Source organism: Streptomyces sp. NPDC001700 (genome assembly GCF_053596435.1).
In genome coordinates, this window is sequence record NZ_JBSFGE010000011.1 from 57,767 (window position 1) to 77,387 (window position 19,621).

Here is a 19,621-nt window from a genome sequence, read left to right on the forward strand (position 1 = left end):
ACCTAACTTTTGGCGTTCACCGCGGGAGAGCCCTGTCCGATGCTCTGCACCAGACTGACGAACGCACGTTTCCTCACCATGGACCCCGACCACCCCGTCGCCCATGACCTGGGCGTGTGGCGGGGCCGGATCGTGGGCCTGGACGAGGCCGTGACGTCCCTGCCCGCCCGCGAGGTGATCGACCTCCAGGGCGCCACCGTGCTGCCCGGGTTCATCGACGCCCATGTGCACCTGGCCTGGACCGGCTTCCAACAGAACACGCCGAGCATCGCGGGGCACTCGCGGATCGACGACGTGCTCGCGCTCGTGGAGGAGGCCGTCACCCGCAAGGGCTCGCCCGGCGCCTGGGTGAGCATCGCGGGCTACGACCAGCGGGCCCTCGGCCGCCATCTGACCGCCGCCGAACTGGACCGGGTCAGCCACGGCCACAAGGTGTTCCTGCTGCACGAGTCCGGGCACGGATGCGTCGTCAACTCCGCCGTCCTGGACCTGCTCCCCGCCGACCTGCCGCACGAGAACGGCTTCCTGGCCGAGGGCGCCATGGGCGCCGCCCGCGCCCTGCGCCTGCCGTACGCCCAGACGGACCTGGCCGAGGCGATCGGGCACGCCGCCCGGACCTGCCTGGCCGAGGGCGTCACCGCCTGCGCCGAGGCGGGCATCGGCGGCACCCTCTTCGGCCATAGCCCGGTCGAGCTGGGCGCCTACCAACTCGCCCAGGAACAGGGCCTGTTGCCGCTGCGCGTCCAGCTCATGGTGTCCGCCGACCGGCTGCGCCCGGCCGCCGCACACCCGGCCGACGGCATTCCCCGCGCCCTCGACCTCGGCCTGCGCACCGGATTCGGCGACGACCGGCTGTCGGTGGGCGCGCTGAAGATCTTCACCGACGGCGGGATGATGGCCCGGACCGCCGCGCTCAGCAGCCCGTACGAAGGGCTTGACCACCGGGGCGAGTTGCAGGACGACCCGGAGGTGCTCGCGGACACCATCGTGGACGGCCACCTCGCCGGGTGGCAGCTCGCCGTTCACGCGATCGGCGACCGCGCGGCCGACCTCGCCCTGGACGCGCTGGAACGGGCCCAGCGCCTCCGCCCGCGCCCCGCCGCCCGGCACCGCATCGAGCACGCCGGGCTGATCCGCCCCGACCAGCTCGCGCGCTTCGCGCGGCTCGGCGTGAGCGCGGTCGTCCAGCCCAACTTCCTGCGCTCCTTCGGCGACGACTACGCGGCGATCATGGGCGCGCAGCGGGCCCCCTGGCTCTATCGCGGCAGGGCGTTCCTGGAGCACGGCATCACCCTCGTCGGCAGCTCCGACCGCCCGGTGACCGATGGATCCCCGCTGCGGGCCATCCAGTTCATGGTGGAGCGCGCCTCCGGGTCCGGCCAGGTCATCGGCCCGGACGAGGCCATCACCGTCGACGAGGCGCTGCACGCCTACACGGTGGCGGGCGCGTACGCCTGCCACTGGGAGGACAGCCTCGGCAGCCTCACCCCGGGCAAGCTCGCCGACCTGGTCGTGCTCGGCGACGACCCCCGGCGCGCCGAACCCTCGCGCATCGGCGAGATCGAGGTGGTGGCGACGTATGTCGGCGGCCGCGAGACCGGGGTGTCCGCGCTGTGAGCGGGAGATCGGCGGTTGCCGAGGTACTGCACGCGCCGACACCGTCCGCGCCGACACCGTCCGTGCGTACGGCTCGCCAGGAGGACGCCGCCGAACTCGCCGCATTATCGCGGCCCTTCGTGCGCTCGGGTGCGCTGCGGGAGCGTCCTGACGCGCTCTACGCCACCCACGCGGCCGACTTCCTCGTGGCGGAGGCCCCGGACGGCACCCTGGAGGGGTGCGTGGGACTGCGGGTGCACCGCGCCGAGCCGGGGGAGGGCCACGGGCCCACGGGCGTCGTGTACAACTTCTGCGTGGCCGGGCTGCGGCAGGGGAGCGGAGTGGGGGCCGGGCTGCTGCGCGCGGTGCTGGCCAGGGCGCGCGCCCAGTCGCTCGACGCCGTGTTCACGGCGACGACCGGCGGTGGCGGCCTGTTCCTCCGGTACGGATTCACGCCCACGCCGGTGCGCCTGGCGCCCGCGTCCTGGGCGGCGTCGCTGGACCCCCGGCGCGATGCGCGGGTCCTCGGGCGGAACCTGTGACCCCTCATACGGCGGCGCTTCTGTCGTGGTCCGTGTCGCGGTCCGCGCTGTGCTCCGCGTCGCGGCCAGGGCTGTGGTCGGGTACCACGGTGGTGCCCTGGCCCGGTTCGCCGAGAACGCCGCGCAGCACCGCGTGCGGCACCCGCCCGTCGAGTACGTGTGCGCTGCGCACGCCGCCACGGACGGCCCGCAGGCAGCCCTCCATCTTCGGCAGCATCCCGCTCGCCAGCCCCGGCAGCAGTGCGTCCAGCGCGTCGGCCGTCAGCCGCTGGATCACCTCGGTGCTGTGCGGCCAGTTCGCGTACAGCCCCGCCACATCGGTGAGCATCACCAGCCGCTCGGCGTCGAGGGCCACGGCCAGGGCGGACGCCGCGAGATCGGCGTTGACGTTGTAGACCTGCCCGTCCCTGCCGCGCGCCACGGGGGAGACCACCGGGATGTGGTCCTCCTCCAGGAGCGTGCGCACCATGCCCGGGTTCACGTCCACGACATCGCCGACGAGGCCGATGTCCACCGGCCGTCCGTCCACCCAGGCGGGCCGCCGCACGGCGGTCATCGTGTGCGCGTCCTCGCCCGTCATACCGACGGCGAAAGGCCCGTGGGCGTTGATGTGGCCGACCAGCTCCCGCTGGACCCGGCCGGACAGGACCATGCGGACCACCTCCATGGCCTCCGCCGTGGTCACCCGCAGGCCCGCCTCGAACCGGGTCTCCAGGCCTAATCGGTCGAGCATCGCGCTGATCTGCGGCCCGCCCCCGTGGACGACGACCGGCCGCAGGCCCGCGTGCCGTAGCTCCACGACATCAGTGGCGAACGCGCGCTGCAGACTCGCGTCCACCATGGCGTGACCGCCGAACTTGATGACGACAGGTCTCATCTGTGTCCCCGCCCCGTTCATGAGGTGCGTTCAGCCGACCTTGCCAAGATTTGGTTAGCTTAGCCTAACCTCAATAGCGATGGCGGGTGTCGTACGCGTTTACCAGCCGCGGGCGGCCCGCTGAAGTGCTTCGCGCACCCGGAGTACATCGGGGTTGGTCTCGGCGCCGGGCCGCTGGATGAGGAACAGCGTGTTCAGCGGGGGCTCTTCCGGTTCGTGGAGCAGGGCGAGACGGCCGGAGTCGAGGTACTCCTGACACAGCGAGCGGGGCAGCACACTGACACCGGTGCCCGCGTTGACCGCCGACAGGACCGCGTACAGATTGGGCACGGTGACCGCGGCGCGAGTGGTGAGCTGTCTGCCGAAGATGGTCCGCCAGTAGCGCCGCACGATGGGCAGGTCCTCGGCGTAGGTGATCAGCGGAACCTCGCGCAGGGCGGCGCACAGATCGTCGGCGGCCTGCGGGTGCGCGGCGATGCGCCGGGCCCAGGCGGGGGCGGCGACCAGCAGGTATTCCTCGTCGGTGAGCGGCACCGACTCCAGGCCGCGGCCGCGCGGCCGCCGGGTGGCGATGACCAGGTCGTGGCGGCCCGTCCGCATCTCCTCCAGCAGCGGTTCGGGCAGCCCTTGGCTGACGCGCAGCTGGACACCGTCGGTGACGAGGGCGGCCAGGGCGGGCAGGACCCGCACGCACAGCAGCTCGGACGGACCGGCGATGTGCACGGGCGCAGTGGGCCCGCCCTGGGAGCCGCCGCCGAGGGTGGCGAGCGCGTCGAGCGGGCCCGCGATCCGGGCGGCGAGTTCATGGGCGTAGGGGGTGGGCTCGACGCCGCGCGGCAGCCGGGAGAACAACTCGCGGCCGGTCTGCTGCTCCAGGGTGCGGATCTGGGCGGTCACGGTGGGCTGGGACAGCCCGAGCGCGGGCGCGGCGGCGGTGAACGTACCGGCGCGGTAGACGGCCAGGAAGGTGCGCAGCAGATTCAGATCGGCGTGCGCCGGGAGCCGCGCGGTGTCGGGAGCGTCGGGCGTCCGCTTCTTCATGGCGGCCATCGTACGCCTCGCTCACATCGGACTTCCGATAGCTGGAATCGGTCCTCCTATTGGTACGCCGATGGGACGTGAGCCTAACGTCATGGGTGTCACGCGAGAGGCTCGCTGGAAGGAAACCCTCATGACCACGCAGAACGCGATCAACTGGCCCGAGAAGTACCTGCCCGGGACCGGAGACAACTTCGTCTCCAACGAGGTGATCGTCCAGGGCGTCACCGCCGCCCAGGTGTGGCGGTACCTGACGGACACGGCCACCTGGGAGTCGTACTACGACAACGTCGCCGACATCTCCTTCCCGCACGGCGGCGGGCCCGTGCTCGCGGGCGACATCGACTTCAGCTTCGGCACCTTCGGCTTCCCGCCCCTGGCCGCCCGCGTCGTGGAGTTCCAGGCCCCCGCCACGGGTGTCCCGGGCCGACTGTCGTGGACCGCGAAGCAGGACGGCGAGCCGCAAGAGCGGCTGGATGTGCTGCACGCCTGGCTGGTGGAGGACCTGCCCGGTGGCCGGGTCCGCGTCCTGACCCAGGAGACCCAGGTCGGCGCCCCCGCCGCGGAGCTGGCCGGGCAGACCCCGAACCCGATGCTCAACGGCCACCAGGCGTGGCTGGACGGGCTGGTCCGCGCCGCCTCCGGGAAGCTCGGCGCCTGACCTGCCCGTCGTTCACGGCGTACGGTTCCGGGTGCGCTGCCGGTGCCCGCTGACATCGGGACGACCGATGTGGCCCGCCGGGCGCTGGGACTCGCCGAGCCAGATCTGCGGGACGTGACTCCGCACCGCCTCGACCACCGGCCGCTGGGTGGGCGCGGAGAGGGTGACGCGGTGGCGCAGGCGGGGAAGGCCGGGGTGCGGCGGCTCCTCGTCGCGGACCAGGGTCCACAGGTGGGGGTGGTCCCGGTCGATGGGCCCGGCGGGGAACAGCTCCAGGGAGTAGACCTTCGCGTTGCGCCCGAATTCGCTCCAGTAGAGGGCGACTCCGGCGAGGGTGTTCCAGGGGATGACGCTCCGCCTGCTTCCCTCTTCGAGCCACAGGCCCGTGTGGTCGATGAGAATCCTGCTGCGGCGGTTCGCCAGGAAGCCCATGAAGAGGATGACGCCGACGACGCCGAGTGCCACCGCGACCCCGAGTCCCACGAACCCGGCGACGGTGGCCTCTCCCTTCTGATTCCCGGTGGCGACCATGATGATGCCGAAGATGCCTGCGGCGCCGATGGCGATGAGGACGACGGAGCAGGGGAGCCCGGTCATGGCGCTGCGGCGGCCGATGGGTATGGCCGTGGCGTTCGGGGCGGGGGACGGGGTGTGCGGCGACGACATGGTGCGTGAGCTTAGTGGGCCTCCGGGCGGTGTGAGCAGCCGGATGGGCGGGGGTGCCCGCGATTCACGGCCATGAGCTGGCTTTGGGCGGGACGAACCTGAGATGCTGTAGGAGCCTTCGACGCGGTGGCTCCCACAGCGCATCGCGGTGGTCGAGGGAACGTAGCGTCGGTTTGAGAACGTCAGGTGCCGACCCCTTGCGGATAGCTGAAGAAGTTGGTCGGATCGTACTGACGATTCACCCGGACCAGCCGGTCGTAGTTCGCACCGTAGTAGGCCCGCCGCCAGTCCTTCAGGGTCGGATCCGGGAAATTCTGATACGAATGCGGGGGCGGCGTGTCACCGAAAATGCCGCGGTAGAACTCACGGAGCCAGTGAAGGTTCGCGTCGGCGACGCTGGGCGGATCATAATCCGCCCAGGAGGTCTCGGCGGCGAGGATGAACACGGCGTTTCGGTGCACGAACGCCGTGGCGTCCGGCGGCACTTGATTGATCTCGCCGCCGAGGGCGAACATGGCGAACCCGGCTCCGTCCTCGTTGTCGCTGCCAGGCCAGTCCAGCAGTTGCTCGGCTGCGGCACCGATCTGTGCATCGGTCAGGAGCCTCCGGGACGTCAGAACCGCCGACTTGGCGGCGAACTGTTGCACCGGAGTGGTGGCACTCAGCAGCACGCTCGCCACGCCCGGAGCGACCTCGCGGACGGAGGCGTTGTTGCGAGCGCGCTCCTCGGCCGTGCCGATGGCGAGCAGCGGGGCCAGGGTGTCGCGCAACCCCTCGAGGGAGCCGTAGTACTGACCGATGGCATTGACGTTGGCGTTGGCACGAATCTGGTCCCTGGTGAGCCCGTGCGTCCCGATGCCGACGCGGAGATGGAACCGTTTGTTGTCCAGGGTGTTCACGGCGATCTGTTGCGCGGTGGCGATCACCTGCAGCACCGAGTCCAGGCTCCAGCGCAGCTGGTAGACGCCCACGTCGCCCTGGAACCGCTCGTACTGGAACGTAAAGGAGGTGTTGACACCGAAGTTGTTTCCCGCGCCGCCGCGGCAACCCCAGAACAGGTCGGAGTGCGCGTCCCGGCCGGCCTCCACCACGCTGCCGTCGGCGAGTACCACGGTCGTCGACACAAGCCGGTCGCAGGTCAGGCCGAACATCTTGTCACTGAAGCCGATTCCGCCACCGAGCACCAGCCCGGCCACCCCGACCGTAGGGCAGCGGCCGGTCGGCACGAACATGCCGCGGTCCTCCAGCAGCGGGTGCAGGTCGCCGTTGGTGACCCCGGCTCCCACGGTGACCTCACCCGCGTCGTGAACGACCCTCATCCGCCCGTAGGTCCGGGTCCGGGATCCGGCACCCGGCCGCGCGGTGGAGACGATGCTTTTCATGCGGGCCATGTTGAGCAGCAGACCAGTGGTGGTGGAGTACCCGGCGTAGTTGTGGCCCAGCCCGGAACGAGGCACGGCGGGCAGCCCCACCGCGCGGGCCCAGCGGACCGCCGCCCGGACATCTCGGGTGGTGGCGCACGCCACGATTCCAGCAGGGCGGACCCCGGCGTACCGATGGTTGAACGGAAGTGCCAGCGGCGGGTAGCCGGAATCTCCCGGCCGGTAGAGAGTGGAACGCGACGACAGCGCCTGAGCCAGCAACTCCCAGTCCCGTTGGCTGCACCGCTCTGCCTCTTCGGTGGGTGACGCGGCAGCAGCGGGCAGCGACTGCGAACCCACCATCTCCGTCCCCAAAACACCCACAGTGCCTGCCCGCAGTACGCTCCGCCTGTTGATCAAGGTAGCTGCCCTCACAAGAGACGCGTCGGGGAAGCGATCGCCTCCCACGCCAAGTCAACCGACTCTGTTGGTCAGCACAGCCGCAAAACGAGTTCATCCCGCCAGCCCGCAACTCAAAAGGATGCTGATCTACCGCTGAATGCCCCAGCCCGGTGTTCGAACCGGATGCTGACACTACGGCGCGGGCGCCTTAGCCGGGTGCAGATACGGCTCGTCACCGGGCACCGCGCGCCGCAGCGTGTCGAGCACCGTGCCGAGCAGGGGGTTGGTGTTCTCGGCCCGGTGCAGGGCCATCACCTGGCGGTACGCGGACCGCTGGGTGAGCCGGGTGGCCTGGATCGCCTCGCTGGGCGCGTGGCCCAGCGCCGGGACGACCGCCACGCCGAGCCCCGTGGACACCAACTCCCGTACGACGTCGTAGTTGTTGCTCCGGAACGCGACCTCCGCGTCGAACCCGGCGGACGCGCACAGCCGGACCAGCGAGAGCGCCCCGGCCGTGCCCTCCGCGCTGGTGATCCAGCGCGCCTCGGCCAGCTGGGGAAGGCTCGCCCCCAGGCGGCTGTCCGTGGCCCGCAGCAGGACCAGGTCCTCGCGCAGCAAGGGGTGGCGGGTCAGCCCGTCCGGCCACTGGCGGGGGCTGAGCCCGTACTCGTAGACCAGGGCGATGTCCAGGTCACCGCTGGTGAGCAGGGCGATCAGATCCTCCGGCTCGCCCTCCTCCAGCTGGATCCGCGCCCGGGGGTGGGTCTCGACCAGCGCCGACAGCGCGGCGGGCACCAGCCGGACGCTCGCGGTCGGGAAACTGCCCAGCCGCAGCCGCCCGGTGACACCGGTGGCCAGCTCCCGCACCTGCTCGTCCAGGTCGTCCAGGGCGGCCAGGGCCCGGCCGCTGAGGTCGACCAGGCGGTGGGCGGCGGCGGTCGGCCGGATTCCGTGCGCCTCCCGCTCGAACAGGACCAGCCCGGTCTCCTTCTCCAGGGCCGAGATCTGCTGCGAGATGGCGGAGGCGGTGTAGCCGAGGTCGCGGGCCGCCACGGCGAACGAGCCGCTGCCGACGACGGCCTTCAGGGTGAGGAGATGCAGGGGCTTGAGCAACGCGACTCCTCGTGTCAGCAGGAGGCGGAGGGACGGACGGGCCACCAGGAGCATAAGGAGGGCTTGCCCTCCTCCGTCAAGACCGTCGCCCTGCTGGGGCTTGTGGAGCGTCCCCGCCCGCCCACATCGTGGGACGGCCGGGACGGCCAGGGCGGGCGTGACCGGTGCGTGTCCCAGGTGGCCGGTGAGCACAGGAGGAGCGAGCGCGGTGAGCACGACAGCACCAGGCAGCGACGGTATCGACCCGGCCGTGGTGGCCGACGCCCTCACCCGCGCGGACTGCGGGGAGGTGTTCGGCGACACCGGGCGCCGCGCGCAGTACGCGGCCGACGCCTCCAACTACCGGCAGGTCCCGCTGGCCGTGGTCTTCCCCCGCACCCGGCGCCACGTCCTCGCCGCGCTCGCCGCATGCCGCCGCCTGGGCGTGCCCGTCACCGCCCGTGGCGCGGGCACCAGCACCTCCGGCCAGGCCGTCGGCCCGGGCGTGGTGCTCGACTTCTCCCGCCACTTCAACCGGCTGCTCGCCCTCGATCCGCGTGCGCGCACCGCGACCGTGCAGCCGGGCATCGTCCTGGACGACCTCCAGTCGGCCGCCGCCGGGCACGGCCTGCTGTTCGGCGCCGACCCGTCCACCCACAGCCGCTGCACACTCGGCGGCATGATCGGCAACAACGCGTGCGGAACCCACTCCATCGCCTGGGGCCGCACCGCCGACAACATCGTGGAACTCGAGGTCGTCACCTACCGGGGCAGCGTGGTGCGCCTGGGCGAGATGACGCAGGACGAGATCGACGAGGCCATCGCCGCCGGAGACGACCGAGGCCAGCTCATCGCCTCCCTGTACGGCCTCGCGCAGCGCAACCTCGCGGTGCTGCGCACCGAGTTGGGGCGGTTCCCGCGCCAGGTGTCGGGCTACGGGCTGGAGCATCTGCTGCCCGAACGCCGCTTCCACCTCGCCAGGGCGCTGGTCGGCAGCGAGGGCACCCTCGCGGTCGTCCTCTCGGCGACCGTCCGCCTCCTCCCGCGCCCGCCCGCCCGCGCCCTGGTCGTCCTCGGCTACGAGGACGCCTGCGCGGCCGCCGACGCGGTGCCCGCCCTGCTGGAGCACCCGTTGCTCGCGCTGGAAGGGCTCGACCAGGCGCTGACCGATGTCGTCACCCGGCCTGCGACCCGTGCGGCCATCGACACCCTGCCCGCCGCGAAGGCCTGGCTGTTCGCCGAACTCGGCGGCATGGAGGGCGAGTTGCCCGCGCGTGCCCGGGCGCTCGTCACGGCGGCCGAACGGACGGCGGGGCTCACCGGCAGCGAAATCATCACCGATCCCGGACGAGCCAGCGCGCTGTGGCGCATCCGCGAGGACGGGGCGGGCCTGGCGACCCGGCTGCCCGACGGGTCCGAAGCCTGGCCCGGATGGGAGGACGCGGCCGTCCCGCCCGCCCAACTCGGTTCGTACCTGCGGCAGTTCACCATCCTGCTGGACCGGCACCGGCTCAGTGGCGCCGTGTACGGACACTTCGGCGAGGGCTGTCTGCATGTGCGCATCGACTTCGACTTCACCACCGAGCACGGTACGGCCGTCTTCCGCGCCTTCGTCACCGACGCCGCCGAGCTGGTCGTCGCCCACGGCGGCTCGCTCTCCGGCGAGCACGGCGACGGCCAGGCCCGCTCCGAGCTGCTGCCGCTCATGTACGGGCCCGGTGTCATCGCCCTGTTCGAGGAGTTCAAGGACATCTGGGACCCGGACAACGGCCTCAACCCCGGCATGATCGTGCGGCCGCTGCCCGTGGACGGCAATCTGCGGGTCACCCCGCACCGCACCCCGCTCCCGCTGGCGACCGTGTTCCCCTTCCACGCGGACGACGGCGACTTCGCCAAGGCCACCCGCCGCTGCGTCGGCGTCGGCAAATGCCGTACCGCAGCCCCGCGCGGTGGCGTCATGTGCCCCAGCTACCGGGTCACCCGGGACGAGAAGGACTCCACCCGGGGCCGCGCCCGGCTGCTCCACGAGATGACCCGGGGCGAGGTCATCACCGACGGATGGCGCTCCCGCGAGGTCCGCGACGCGCTGGATCTGTGCCTGTCCTGCAAGGGGTGTAACACCGACTGCCCGGTCGGCGTCGACATGGCCACCTACAAGTCGGAGTTCCTGCACCACCACTACAAGCGGCGCGTCCGGCCCGCCTCGCACTACTCCATGGGATGGCTGCCCCTGCTGTCCCGGCCCGCCGCCCGCATGCCACGGCTCGTCAACGCGCTGACGTCATCCCGGCTCGCGCCCCTGGTCAAACGGCTGGGCGGCATCGCAGCGGAACGGGAGATCCCGCGCTTCGCGGAGCAGACCTTCCTGTCCTGGTTCCGCACCCGCACACCTGGAACCGGCGGCCATCGCGGGCCGGTCGTGCTGTGGGTCGACTCGTTCAACAACCACTTCACCCCCGATGTCCTACGAGCCGGGGTGGCGGTCCTGGAAAACGCCGGGTTCCAGGTCCAGGTGCCCGACGGGACTCAGTGCTGCGGGCTGACCTGGATCACCACCGGACAGCTCGGCGTCGCCCGCCGTATCGCCCGGCGCACCGTCGCCGCGCTCGCCCCCGCCGTACGGGCGGGCATCCCCGTCGTCGGCCTGGAGCCCAGCTGCACGGCGGCGCTCCGGAGCGACCTGCCGGAACTCCTCGACGGCGACGGTGGCGGCGACGCCCGCGCCCTGGCCCGCGCCACCCTCACCCTCGCCGAACTCCTCGTCCACCACGCACCCGACTGGCAGCCCCCGGCCATCGAAGCCCGGTCGATCAGCCAGACCCACTGCCACCAGCACGCCACCTCGGGCTTCGGCGCCGACAGCACACTGCTGCACCGCATGGGCGTCGACAACACCACCCTCGACGCGGGCTGCTGCGGCCTGGCCGGAAACTTCGGCTTCGAACGCGGCCACTACGACGTATCGGTGGCCGCGGGCGAGGAGGCCCTGCTGCCCGCCGTACGCGCGGCCGCGCCCGGCACGTACGTCCTCGCCGACGGGTTCAGCTGCCGTACGCAGATCGCCCAGCGGACCGACCGCACCGGCACCCACCTCGCCCAGCTCATGACCCGCGCCCTCGGCTGACACCGCCGGACCGGTGCCCGCCGAGGGTAAGCTGCCGCGACGGCATCGCCCACCGGGAGGAGGCCTGCGGGCCCGTGCTCACCACACCACGCCTCCGGCTGCGCCCGCTCACCGAGACCGACGCCGACTGGTGGGTCCGGCTCCACGCCGACGACGAGGTGAACCAGTTCGTCGGCGCCTACACCCCCGAGCAGGCCGAAGCCCGTCTCCGCGACATCCACCAGCAGTGGGTGCGGCGCGGGCACGGGCTGTGCGCCGTCGAACTGGCCAGTACCGGGGAGGCGATCGGGCGCTCCGGCCTCAACTGGTGGGAACAGTTCGGCGAGACCGAGATCGGCTGGACCTTCGCCCGAGCGCATTGGGGCAACGGCTACGCCAAGGAAGCGGCACGTGCCGTCCTGGCGTGGGGCTTCGGAACGCTCGGCCTCAAGCAGATCACGGCCATGATCCACCACGGCAACACCGCCTCCGCTGCCCTGGCCGACCGCCTGGGGTTCACGCCGTTGCGCGAGGACATCGTCCTGAACCGTCCCTGCACCGTGTACGCGCTGCGCCAGGACGACTGCACCGCGCGCTGAAGCGGGCTCAGCGCGGGGTCAGGCTGGTGGGACGGGTGCGCAGTACGGCCTCGACGGAGGAGAGTGCGAGGCGGACCGCGCCCGTGATCACGGCCTCGTCGCCGAGGGCCGACAGCCGCCAGCGGGGCGGGTCCACGAGGAGGCCGTCGGCGTGCCGCTGGGCGGCGTCGAGGAGGAGTTCGGCGGCGGGCAGCAGGTCCGGGTCGCCGAACGGGCCGGTGCCGAGCACGACCAGCGCCGGGTCGAGGGCGAGCAGGACGGGGGCGATGCCGTCGGCCAGCCGCTGTCCGTAGGACGCGACGGCCCGGACCGCGTCCGGGTCGCCTGCGGCCGCGTTGCGGACGGTGAGGGAGGCCTGCGGCGGCAGGCCCGGGCGCGGGGGCGCGGGCTCGCTGGGGAGGACGGGGAAGTGGATGAAGCCGATCTCCCCGGCCGCCCCGTGGTGGCCCCGCAGCAGCCGCCCTTCCGTGATCACGCCCGCGCCGAGCCGTTCGCCCAGCAGCACGAAGATCATCTCGTCGGTGTCGCCGCCCACGCCGCGCCACCGTTCGCCGAGCGCGGCGAGGTTGGCGTCGTTCTCCACGGTCACCTGGCAGTCGAGCTGGTCGCGCAGGACGCCGACGATGTCCGCCCGGGCCCAGTCCTTGAGGTTGTCGGCCTGCCGGATGGTGAGGTTGTCCCGGTCGACCAGGCCGGGGGTGCCGACCGTCGCGGCCCACACCCGCCGGGTGTCGACGCCCGCCCGGCCGATCGCGGCGTCGATCGCCGCCGTCACGGCGCGGGCGCGGGCGCGGCCGGTGAGGTCGGCGCGCACCGCCTTGCGCTCGATGGCCACCGCGCTGCCGTCCAGATCGGCGAGGCAGGCCGTCACCGACCGGGCCCGTACGTCGACGCCGACGACGAAGCCCGCGCGGGCCCGGAAGCGGAACCGGCGGGCCGGGCGGCCGGGGGAGCGCCTGCCCCGCGCGGACTCCGCGGCGGCGGTCTCGATGAGGCCGCAGTCGGCCAGCTCGTCCACGATGGCCTCCACCGTGGGGCGGGACAGCTTGGTGGCCTTGACCAGCTCGGACAGGCGGGGGTGGTAGTCCGCCGAGCGGACGGCGGCCAGGATGGCGGCCGCGTTCGTGGCGCGGAGGTCCGCCACGCCCACCACCGCCGGCATGGGCGGGCCCGGCTCCGCGCCCTGGTCCACGGGCCAGCGCGTCTGCGGGACGGCGGCGGTGGCCGGGGACGCGTCGTCGCGGCCTCCGAGACCCCTGGACATGACCAAAGGATTCAGCCTCCTGGTATCTGGTATCCATCGACCCCGGCTCTTGACGCGCCCTCGCGCCATGCCGATTATGAAACGAAACTGCTTTATTAAATCACGCCCTGCTTCCCCCGCACAGGGCCCCGCCGCGCCCCCCGCGACCCCTCCGCGAAGCCCGGCATCGCCTCCTCGCCGTCTCAGGAGACCCCCGTGAGACCCACCCAGTCACCCCTGTCCTCCGCGTCTTCCCTGTCCTCCACCGCCCTGTCCAGACGGGCCTTCCTCGCCGCCTCCGGCGTGGTCGGCGCCTCCGCGCTCGCCGCGTGCGGCAGTCTGACACCCGGCTCCTCCGCCAAGAAGAGCAGCGCCGGGCCCGCCTCCACTGCCGTGCCGACCGGCAAGAAGCTCACCCTCGTGCTCGCCGACGCGGACGACACCACCATGACCCCGGGCCTGGTCAAGGCCTTCATGGCGAAGTACCCCAACATCACCATCAAGCGCCAGTACACCGGCTGGGACGACTACCTCAAGAGCATCAACACCACGATGTCCGCGGACACCGCACCCGACATCGCCCAGTTCACCTCCGGAATGCAGAACCTCGTCCGCGGCAGGCTGCTGCTCGACATGGGCGCGTACAGCCGTGCGTACGGCTGGCCGAAGAAGTTCCCGGGCCTGGACCAGATCACCTTCTCCGACGACGGCAGGACGGTCGGCACCGGGCAGCTGTACGGAGTGCCCGCCGGGCTGTCCTTCGAGGGCGTCTATTACAACAAGGCCAAGGCCCGCCAGCTGGGCTTGCGCTTCCCGCCCGCCACCGTGGACGACCTGGAGAAGATGTTCGCCAAGGCCAAGGCGGCCGGGGAGACCGCGCTGGTCGAAGGCAACCTCGACGGCGGCCTCAACCACCCCTTCAACGTCCTGCTCTCCGTCTTCATGAAGCCCGCCGATCGCGAGGCCTGGGCCTTCGGCCACAAGGGCGCCACCATCACCGGACCGGAGGCGCTGAAGGCCGCCCGGACGCTTCTGCGCTGGGTGGACGAGGGCTACGTCACGCCCAAGACCAACGGGCTCAGCGACAACGACGCCACCGCCGCCTTCGCCAAGGGCCAGGGCGTCTTCCGCATCAGCGGCAACTGGGCCGCGGCGGCCGTCGCCAAGGGCCTCGGCGACGACGCGGGCTACGTCAACGCGCCGCCCGCCACCCGGGGCGCCCCCGTCCGCACCACCGGCGCCGGGGTCTACTACTGCGTCTCCAGCAAGTGCGACAACCCCGACGTCGCCGCCGCCTTCCTGGAATTCGCCGCGAGTAAGGGTGCCGCACCCGTCATCGCCAAGGGCGGCTTCATGGCACCCGACGCGGCCGCCATGCCCCGCCAGAGCGGACTGATCGGCGAGGTGCAGCAGGGCTGGCAGGGCATCGTCAAGGACTCCGGTCTGGAGCCGTTCATCCAGAACGCCTCCACCACGACCATGGCCGACACCCTCACCACCCAGCTCCAGCTGCTCGCCGGAGGCAAGGTCAGCGCGGAGAAGTTCCTCGCCAACCTCCAGCAGGACTACGAGAACTACCACGCATGACCGCCACCGAACGCCTCGCCACCGGAGCCCACCGCCGCCCCCGCACACCCCACCGTCCGCGCCCCCGCCCGCACACCGCCGGGACCGTGACGACCGGCGCGGGCAGACGGCGCCGCCGCCGGGCCGTGGCGCTGCTGTACGTCCTGCCCGCCCTCCTCCCGTACACGCTCTTCGCCGTCCTCCCCGCCCTGCACACCGCCTATCTGTCGCTCTTCGACTGGGACGGCGTGACCCTGCCGTCCTTCGTCGGCCTCGACAACTACCGGCGTGTGTTCGCCGATCCGCAGCTGCGCGCCGCGGCCTGGCACGCGGGCGCGCTCATCGTGTTCTTCTCCGTCCTGCCCATCTGCCTCGGCCTGGTGTCGGCGGCCATCGTGTCCCGCCGCACCGGCCGCGGCACCGCCCTCATCCGGGCGCTGCTCTTCCTGCCCCAGGTCATCCCGCTGGTCGCGGTCGCCATCATCTGGCGCTGGGTGTACGCCGAGGACGGCACCCTCAACCAGGGGCTGCGCGCCATCGGCCTCGGGCGGCTCGCCGACTCGTGGCTGGGCAGCTTCACCTGGGCGCTGCCCGCCGTCGGACTCATCGGCACGTGGGTGGTCTCCGGCCTGTGCATGGTCCTCTTCCTGTCCGGGACCCAGCGCATCGACCAGGAGATCTACGAGGCGGCCCGCATGGACGGGGCGGGCCCGATCCGCGAGTTCCGGTCCATCACCGTCCCGCTGCTGCGGCCCGAGATCGCGGTCGCCCTGTCGATCACCGTGATCGCCGCGCTCTCCAGCTTCGACCTCATCTACATCACCACCGGCGGTGGCCCCGGCAACACCACCGTCGTCCCCGGCATCCTCATCTACCGCCTCGCCTTCGGCGGCGGCGCCGTCGGTCTCGCCAGCGCCCTGGCCGTCGTCCTCACCGCCGTCATCTCGGTGGCCGTCCTCGTGATCAACCGACTCGCCAGGGAGGCCCCGTGACCACCACCACCGAGGCCGCTACAGCCCGTCCGGCCACCAGGGGGATCGCGGCGCCCGCCGTGCTCGCCGTCTTCCTGGCCGTCGTCCTGATCCCGTTCCTCTCCCTGCTGCTGGCCGCGCTCCAGCCCGCCGGTACGCCGCTCACCGGGTTCGCCTGGCCGAACGGCATCCACCTGGAGAACTTCGGCCACGCCTGGTCCGCCGCCGGATTCGGCACCCTGCTGCGGTCCAGCGCGGTGATCGCGCTCAGCGTCGTGCCCGCCGCCGTCGTGTGCGCGACCCTGGCCGGATACGCGCTCGCCACCATGGAGGTCCCCGGCCGCGGCAAGCTCTACGCGTATCTCCTGCTCGGCCTGGCCATCCCGGTCGAGGTCACCGTCATCCCGCTCTACTACGACCTGCGGGCCATCGGGCTCACCAACACCGTGCCGGGCCTGGCCCTCGCCGAGATCGGCGCGTTCATGCCGTTCGGCGTGTTCTGGATGCGGGCGCACTTCGCGACCATGCCGCGCAGCCTCATCGAGGCCGCCCGGCTGGACGGCGCCTCGTCGTGGGCCACGCTGTGGCGGGTGCTGCTGCCCAGCTCCCGCCCGGCCGTGACCACGCTCGGCGTCCTCTACTTCGTCTGGAGCTGGAACCAGTTCCTGCTGCCGCTGGTGCTGATCCAGGACCCGGGCCGACGCACCGCGCCCGCCGGACTCGGCCTGTTCACCGGCCAGTACGAGGTCGACATCCCGCTCCTCGCGGCGGCCACGCTGATCGTGATCGCCCCCGTCGTCCTCGTCTACCTCTTCTTCCAGCGGCACTTCATCAACGGAGTGCTCAGCGGCGCCCTCAAAGGCTAGACACCCCCACACCGGCGAACGGCTAGGAAAGTCCATGGCAGAACTCGACATCGCGCTGATCGGCGCGGGCGGCATCGCCCGCACCCACCTGCCCGCCTGGGCCGCGCTCGGCGCCCGCGTACGCGTCTACGCGCCCGACCCCCACACCGCCACGCTCGCCCATGAATTCGGCGCCACCACCGCCGACTCGCTGCACGACGCGCTCAGCGGCGCCGACGCGGTGGACATCTGCACCCCCACCGACACTCACCACGACATCGCGCTGGCCGCCATCGCCGCGGGCGCCCACGTCCTGTGCGAGAAGCCGCTCGCGCTGAGCGGGACGCACGCCGAGGAGATGGCGGACGCCGCCGACGCCGCCGGGGTGCGGCTCTACCCCGGCCACGTGGTGCGCTACTTCCCCGCCTACGCCCGGCTCCGGGCCGCCGTCGCGGACGGCGAAGTCGGCCGGGTCGCCGTCGCCCGCTTCACCCGCACCGGCCGCTACCCCACCTGGAGCCGCTGGTTCGCCGACCCCGCCCGCTCCGGCGGCATCCTGATCGACCAGATGATCCACGACCTGGACATCGCCCGCTGGCTGTTCGGCGAGGTCGTACGGGTCCACGCCTACCAGCGCGGCCACTTCACCACCCCCGCCCCGGCCGGGGCGGTCGCCACCGGAGGCGCGGTCCTCACCCACGAGGGCGGTGTCATCAGCCAGGTCGTGGGCGTCTGGGCGCCCCCGGCCACCCGGTTCCGTACCACCTTCCACGTGGCCGGGACCGGCGGGACCGTACGCTACGACTCGCTCGCCGCGCCCGGCCTGCGCGTCACCGGCACCCTGGCCGAGGAGGACGGCATCCCGGCCGGTGACTTCGGCGAGTCTCCCTACCTCACCCAGATACGCGAGTTCGCCGAGGCGTTCGCGGGCGGCCCGCCGCCCCGGGTGAGCGCCCGCGACGGCGTGGCCGCCGTCCGTATCGCCGAGGCCGCCGCGCTCTCCGCCCGCACGGGCCGCGCCGTCGAGCTGACCGCCCCCAAAGAAGGAGCCACCACGTGAGGGTCGCCGTACTGTCCTTCGCCCATGTCCACGCGGCGACCTACGTCGAGCTGCTGCGCGACCGCGACGGCATCGACCTGATCACCGCCGACCCCGACGCCCCGCCCGGCGACCCCACCCGCGGCCGCGCCCTCGCCGAAGGGCTCGGGGTGCCGTACGCGGACAGCTGGGACGAGGCCTTCTCGCCGCCCCCCGACGCGGTCGTGGTGTGCAGCGAGAACGCCCGCCACCGGCCCCTGGCCGAGCGCGCGGCGGCGGCCGGAGCCCAGGTGCTCTGCGAGAAGCCGCTCGCCACCACGGAGGCGGACGCCCGCGCCATGATCGACGCCTGCGCACGCGCTGGGGTCGGCCTGATGACCGCCTACCCCGTACGGTTCAGCCCGGCCTTCGCCGCCCTCCACCGCTCCCTGGCCGACGGCTCCCTCGGGGACCTCGTCAGCGTCCACGGCACCAACAACGGCACCAACCCCGCCCGGGTCCGCCGCTGGTTCGCCGACCCGGCCCTCGCGGGCGGCGGCGCGGTCATGGACCACACCGTGCACCTCGCCGACCTGATGGACGTCCTGCTCCACGGCGAACCGGCCGCCGAGGTCTACGCCCAGGCCAACACCGTCCTCGACGCCGACTCGCCCGTCGAGACGGCGGGCCTGGTCACCATCCGCTACCCGAGCGGCGCCGTCGCCACCATCGACTGCAGCTGGAGCCAGCCCCCGGCCCACCCCACCTGGGGAGGGCTGACCATGACCTGCGTGGGGGAGCGCGCCATCGTCGAGTTCGACGCCTTCCCCCGGCTGCTCGGCGGCTTCGACTCGGTGGACGGCCGCGCCCGCTGGGAACCCGGCGGCACCGACCTGGACGCCGCCATGCTGGACGAGTTCCTCGACGCCGCCCGCACCCGGCGGCGCCCGACCCCCGACGGCGAGGCGGGCCTGCGCACCCTGCGCATCGTCCTGGCCGCCTACGACTCGCTGCGCACCGGCCGTCCCGCCGCCGTCGCCGCACACCCGTGAGAACACGCCGAAGGGGCCCGGCCACTTCCCCGCAGGCCGGGCCCCTTCGGCGTGATGACGCCATCAGCGCACGTCGGCGCACGTCAGCGCACGTCTTCGCCTTCCTCCAGCAGACCCGCCGCCGCGCCCACGACGCGCGGATCGGCGCTGCCGACCACCTCCGCGTCCTTGTCGGCGTAGTCGAAACGGGCGAGCACGCTGCGCATGGCCTCGACGCGGGCCCGCTTCTTGTCGTTGCTCTTGACCACCGTCCAGGGCGCGTGATCCGTGTCCGTCTCGCGGAACATGGCGACCTTCGCGGCGGTGTAGTCGTCCCAGCGGTCCAGCGAGGCCAGGTCCATCGGGCTGAGCTTCCACTGCCGTACGGGGTCCACCTGGCGGATGGTGAAGCGGGTGCGCTGCTCGCCCTGGGACACCGAGAACCAGAACTTCACCAGATCCACGCCGTCGTCCACGAGCATCCGCTCGAACATCGGCGCCTGGCGCATGAAGCGCTGGTACTCGTCCTCCGCGCAGAAGCCCATGACCCGCTCGACACCGGCCCGGTTGTACCAGGAGCGGTCGAAGAGCACGATCTCGCCCGCGGTCGGCAGATGCTCCACGTACCGCTGGAAGTACCACTGGCCGCGCTCGCGCTCGGTCGGCTTCTCCAGCGCCACGACCCGTGCGCCGCGCGGGTTGAGGTGCTCGGTGAAGCGCTTGATCGTGCCGCCCTTGCCCGCCGCGTCCCGGCCCTCGAAGACGATGACGAGACGGCGTCCGGTCTCCTTGATCCAGCTCTGCAGCTTCAGCAGTTCTATCTGCTGCAGCCGCTTGTGCCACTCGTACTCCGGGCGCTCCATGCGCCGCGCGTACGGATAGTTTTCCCGCCAGGTGTCGACCGGGCTTCCGTCCGGCCGGATGAGTACGGGGTCGTCGTGATCGCTGTAGTCGACCCGCAGGTCGGCCAGCTCGGACAGCAAGGGCGATGTCGTCATCCGGTCTTCCTT

Annotated in this window: 16 protein-coding genes and 1 pseudogene; 10 read left to right on the forward strand and 7 right to left on the reverse strand. The window is 72.2% G+C overall.

What is annotated here, in order from left to right:
• Window positions 1-39 precede the first annotated feature (39 nt).
• Window positions 40-1,617, forward strand: coding sequence for an amidohydrolase (locus ACWC5C_RS21355; protein WP_450877461.1), 1,578 nt, complete (start codon window positions 40-42; stop codon window positions 1,615-1,617).
• Window positions 1,614-2,138 (forward strand): GNAT family N-acetyltransferase, encoded by a 525-nt coding sequence (locus ACWC5C_RS21360; protein WP_450877463.1) that lies wholly within the window; start codon window positions 1,614-1,616, stop codon window positions 2,136-2,138. Before ACWC5C_RS21355 ends, ACWC5C_RS21360 begins: the two co-directional genes overlap by 4 nt.
• 4 nt (window positions 2,139-2,142) lie before the next feature.
• Here the strand turns inward: ACWC5C_RS21360 and argB are convergent, their stop codons facing one another.
• Both argB and ACWC5C_RS21370 read right to left on the reverse strand, forming a co-directional pair.
• Window positions 2,143-3,015 (reverse strand): acetylglutamate kinase, encoded by an 873-nt coding sequence (gene argB / locus ACWC5C_RS21365; protein WP_450877465.1) that lies wholly within the window; start codon window positions 3,013-3,015, stop codon window positions 2,143-2,145.
• A gap of 99 nt (window positions 3,016-3,114) precedes the next feature.
• A complete protein-coding gene (locus ACWC5C_RS21370; RefSeq protein WP_450877467.1) occupies window positions 3,115-4,056 on the reverse strand; it encodes a LysR family transcriptional regulator in 942 nt (313 codons plus the stop codon).
• Window positions 4,057-4,186: 130 nt separating this feature from the next.
• Between ACWC5C_RS21370 and ACWC5C_RS21375 the strand changes: the two genes are divergently transcribed.
• Window positions 4,187-4,714, forward strand: coding sequence for an SRPBCC family protein (locus ACWC5C_RS21375; RefSeq protein ID WP_450877469.1), 528 nt, complete (start codon window positions 4,187-4,189; stop codon window positions 4,712-4,714).
• A 12-nt stretch (window positions 4,715-4,726) separates the two neighbouring features.
• Here the strand turns inward: ACWC5C_RS21375 and ACWC5C_RS21380 are convergent, their stop codons facing one another.
• The 3 genes from ACWC5C_RS21380 to ACWC5C_RS21390 form a co-directional block, all read right to left on the reverse strand.
• Complete coding sequence (locus ACWC5C_RS21380; protein ID WP_450877471.1) at window positions 4,727-5,380, reverse strand: hypothetical protein; 654 nt, start codon at window positions 5,378-5,380, stop codon at window positions 4,727-4,729.
• A 182-nt stretch (window positions 5,381-5,562) separates the two neighbouring features.
• Complete coding sequence (locus ACWC5C_RS21385) at window positions 5,563-7,125, reverse strand: FAD-binding oxidoreductase (RefSeq protein WP_450877473.1); 1,563 nt, start codon at window positions 7,123-7,125, stop codon at window positions 5,563-5,565.
• 210 nt (window positions 7,126-7,335) lie between these two features.
• Window positions 7,336-8,256 (reverse strand): LysR family transcriptional regulator, encoded by a 921-nt coding sequence (locus ACWC5C_RS21390; protein WP_385437986.1) that lies wholly within the window; start codon window positions 8,254-8,256, stop codon window positions 7,336-7,338.
• A 208-nt stretch (window positions 8,257-8,464) separates the two neighbouring features.
• On the opposite strand from ACWC5C_RS21390, the gene ACWC5C_RS21395 reads away from it, so the two are divergent.
• Together ACWC5C_RS21395 and ACWC5C_RS21400 are read left to right on the forward strand one after the other, a co-directional pair.
• Window positions 8,465-11,359 (forward strand): FAD-binding and (Fe-S)-binding domain-containing protein, encoded by a 2,895-nt coding sequence (locus tag ACWC5C_RS21395; protein ID WP_450877475.1) that lies wholly within the window; start codon window positions 8,465-8,467, stop codon window positions 11,357-11,359.
• 74 nt (window positions 11,360-11,433) lie between these two features.
• Window positions 11,434-11,937, forward strand: a complete 504-nt coding sequence (locus tag ACWC5C_RS21400) for a GNAT family N-acetyltransferase (protein WP_450877477.1) — start codon at window positions 11,434-11,436, stop codon at window positions 11,935-11,937.
• 7 nt (window positions 11,938-11,944) lie between these two features.
• Here the strand turns inward: ACWC5C_RS21400 and ACWC5C_RS21405 are convergent, their stop codons facing one another.
• On the reverse strand, window positions 11,945-13,201 hold the full coding sequence (locus ACWC5C_RS21405) for an ROK family protein (protein WP_450877479.1): 1,257 nt from the start codon (window positions 13,199-13,201) through the stop codon (window positions 11,945-11,947).
• A gap of 195 nt (window positions 13,202-13,396) precedes the next feature.
• Between ACWC5C_RS21405 and ACWC5C_RS21410 the strand changes: the two genes are divergently transcribed.
• From ACWC5C_RS21410 to ACWC5C_RS21430, 5 genes and pseudogenes are all read left to right on the forward strand, one after another.
• On the forward strand, window positions 13,397-14,767 hold the full coding sequence (locus ACWC5C_RS21410) for an ABC transporter substrate-binding protein (protein WP_450877481.1): 1,371 nt from the start codon (window positions 13,397-13,399) through the stop codon (window positions 14,765-14,767).
• Complete coding sequence (locus ACWC5C_RS21415; RefSeq protein ID WP_385437976.1) at window positions 14,764-15,738, forward strand: carbohydrate ABC transporter permease; 975 nt, start codon at window positions 14,764-14,766, stop codon at window positions 15,736-15,738. Before ACWC5C_RS21410 ends, ACWC5C_RS21415 begins: the two co-directional genes overlap by 4 nt.
• Window positions 15,735-16,583 carry a carbohydrate ABC transporter permease gene (locus tag ACWC5C_RS21420; protein ID WP_450877483.1) on the forward strand — a complete coding sequence of 283 codons (849 nt, stop codon included), beginning with the start codon at window positions 15,735-15,737 and terminating at the stop codon, window positions 16,581-16,583. Before ACWC5C_RS21415 ends, ACWC5C_RS21420 begins: the two co-directional genes overlap by 4 nt.
• 25 nt (window positions 16,584-16,608) lie before the next feature.
• A pseudogene (locus ACWC5C_RS21425) lies at window positions 16,609-17,622 on the forward strand (Gfo/Idh/MocA family protein); the annotation flags it as partial.
• The gene (locus ACWC5C_RS21430) at window positions 17,619-18,632 is read left to right on the forward strand and encodes a Gfo/Idh/MocA family protein (RefSeq protein WP_450877485.1); all 1,014 of its coding nucleotides are present in this window, start codon (window positions 17,619-17,621) and stop codon (window positions 18,630-18,632) included. The pseudogene ACWC5C_RS21425 and the gene ACWC5C_RS21430, both read left to right, overlap by 4 nt.
• A gap of 83 nt (window positions 18,633-18,715) precedes the next feature.
• On the opposite strand, the gene ppk2 is transcribed toward ACWC5C_RS21430, so the two are convergent.
• Window positions 18,716-19,609 carry a polyphosphate kinase 2 gene (gene ppk2, locus ACWC5C_RS21435; protein ID WP_450877487.1) on the reverse strand — a complete coding sequence of 298 codons (894 nt, stop codon included), beginning with the start codon at window positions 19,607-19,609 and terminating at the stop codon, window positions 18,716-18,718.
• Between the last annotated feature and the right edge of the window lie 12 nt (window positions 19,610-19,621).

Bases quoted from the DNA above. Each gene is read 5' to 3' on its own strand.
- ACWC5C_RS21355 (WP_450877461.1), top strand. From the start codon at position 40: ATGCTCTGCACCAGACTGACGAACGCACGTTTCCTCACCATGGACCCC.
- argB (WP_450877465.1), bottom strand. From the start codon at position 3,015: ATGAGACCTGTCGTCATCAAGTTCGGCGGTCACGCCATGGTGGACGCG.
- ACWC5C_RS21370 (WP_450877467.1), bottom strand. From the start codon at position 4,056: ATGAAGAAGCGGACGCCCGACGCTCCCGACACCGCGCGGCTCCCGGCG.
- ACWC5C_RS21375 (WP_450877469.1), top strand. From the start codon at position 4,187: ATGACCACGCAGAACGCGATCAACTGGCCCGAGAAGTACCTGCCCGGG.
- ACWC5C_RS21380 (WP_450877471.1), bottom strand. From the start codon at position 5,380: ATGTCGTCGCCGCACACCCCGTCCCCCGCCCCGAACGCCACGGCCATA.
- ACWC5C_RS21405 (WP_450877479.1), bottom strand. From the start codon at position 13,201: ATGTCCAGGGGTCTCGGAGGCCGCGACGACGCGTCCCCGGCCACCGCC.
- ACWC5C_RS21415 (WP_385437976.1), top strand. From the start codon at position 14,764: ATGACCGCCACCGAACGCCTCGCCACCGGAGCCCACCGCCGCCCCCGC.
- ppk2 (WP_450877487.1), bottom strand. From the start codon at position 19,609: ATGACGACATCGCCCTTGCTGTCCGAGCTGGCCGACCTGCGGGTCGAC.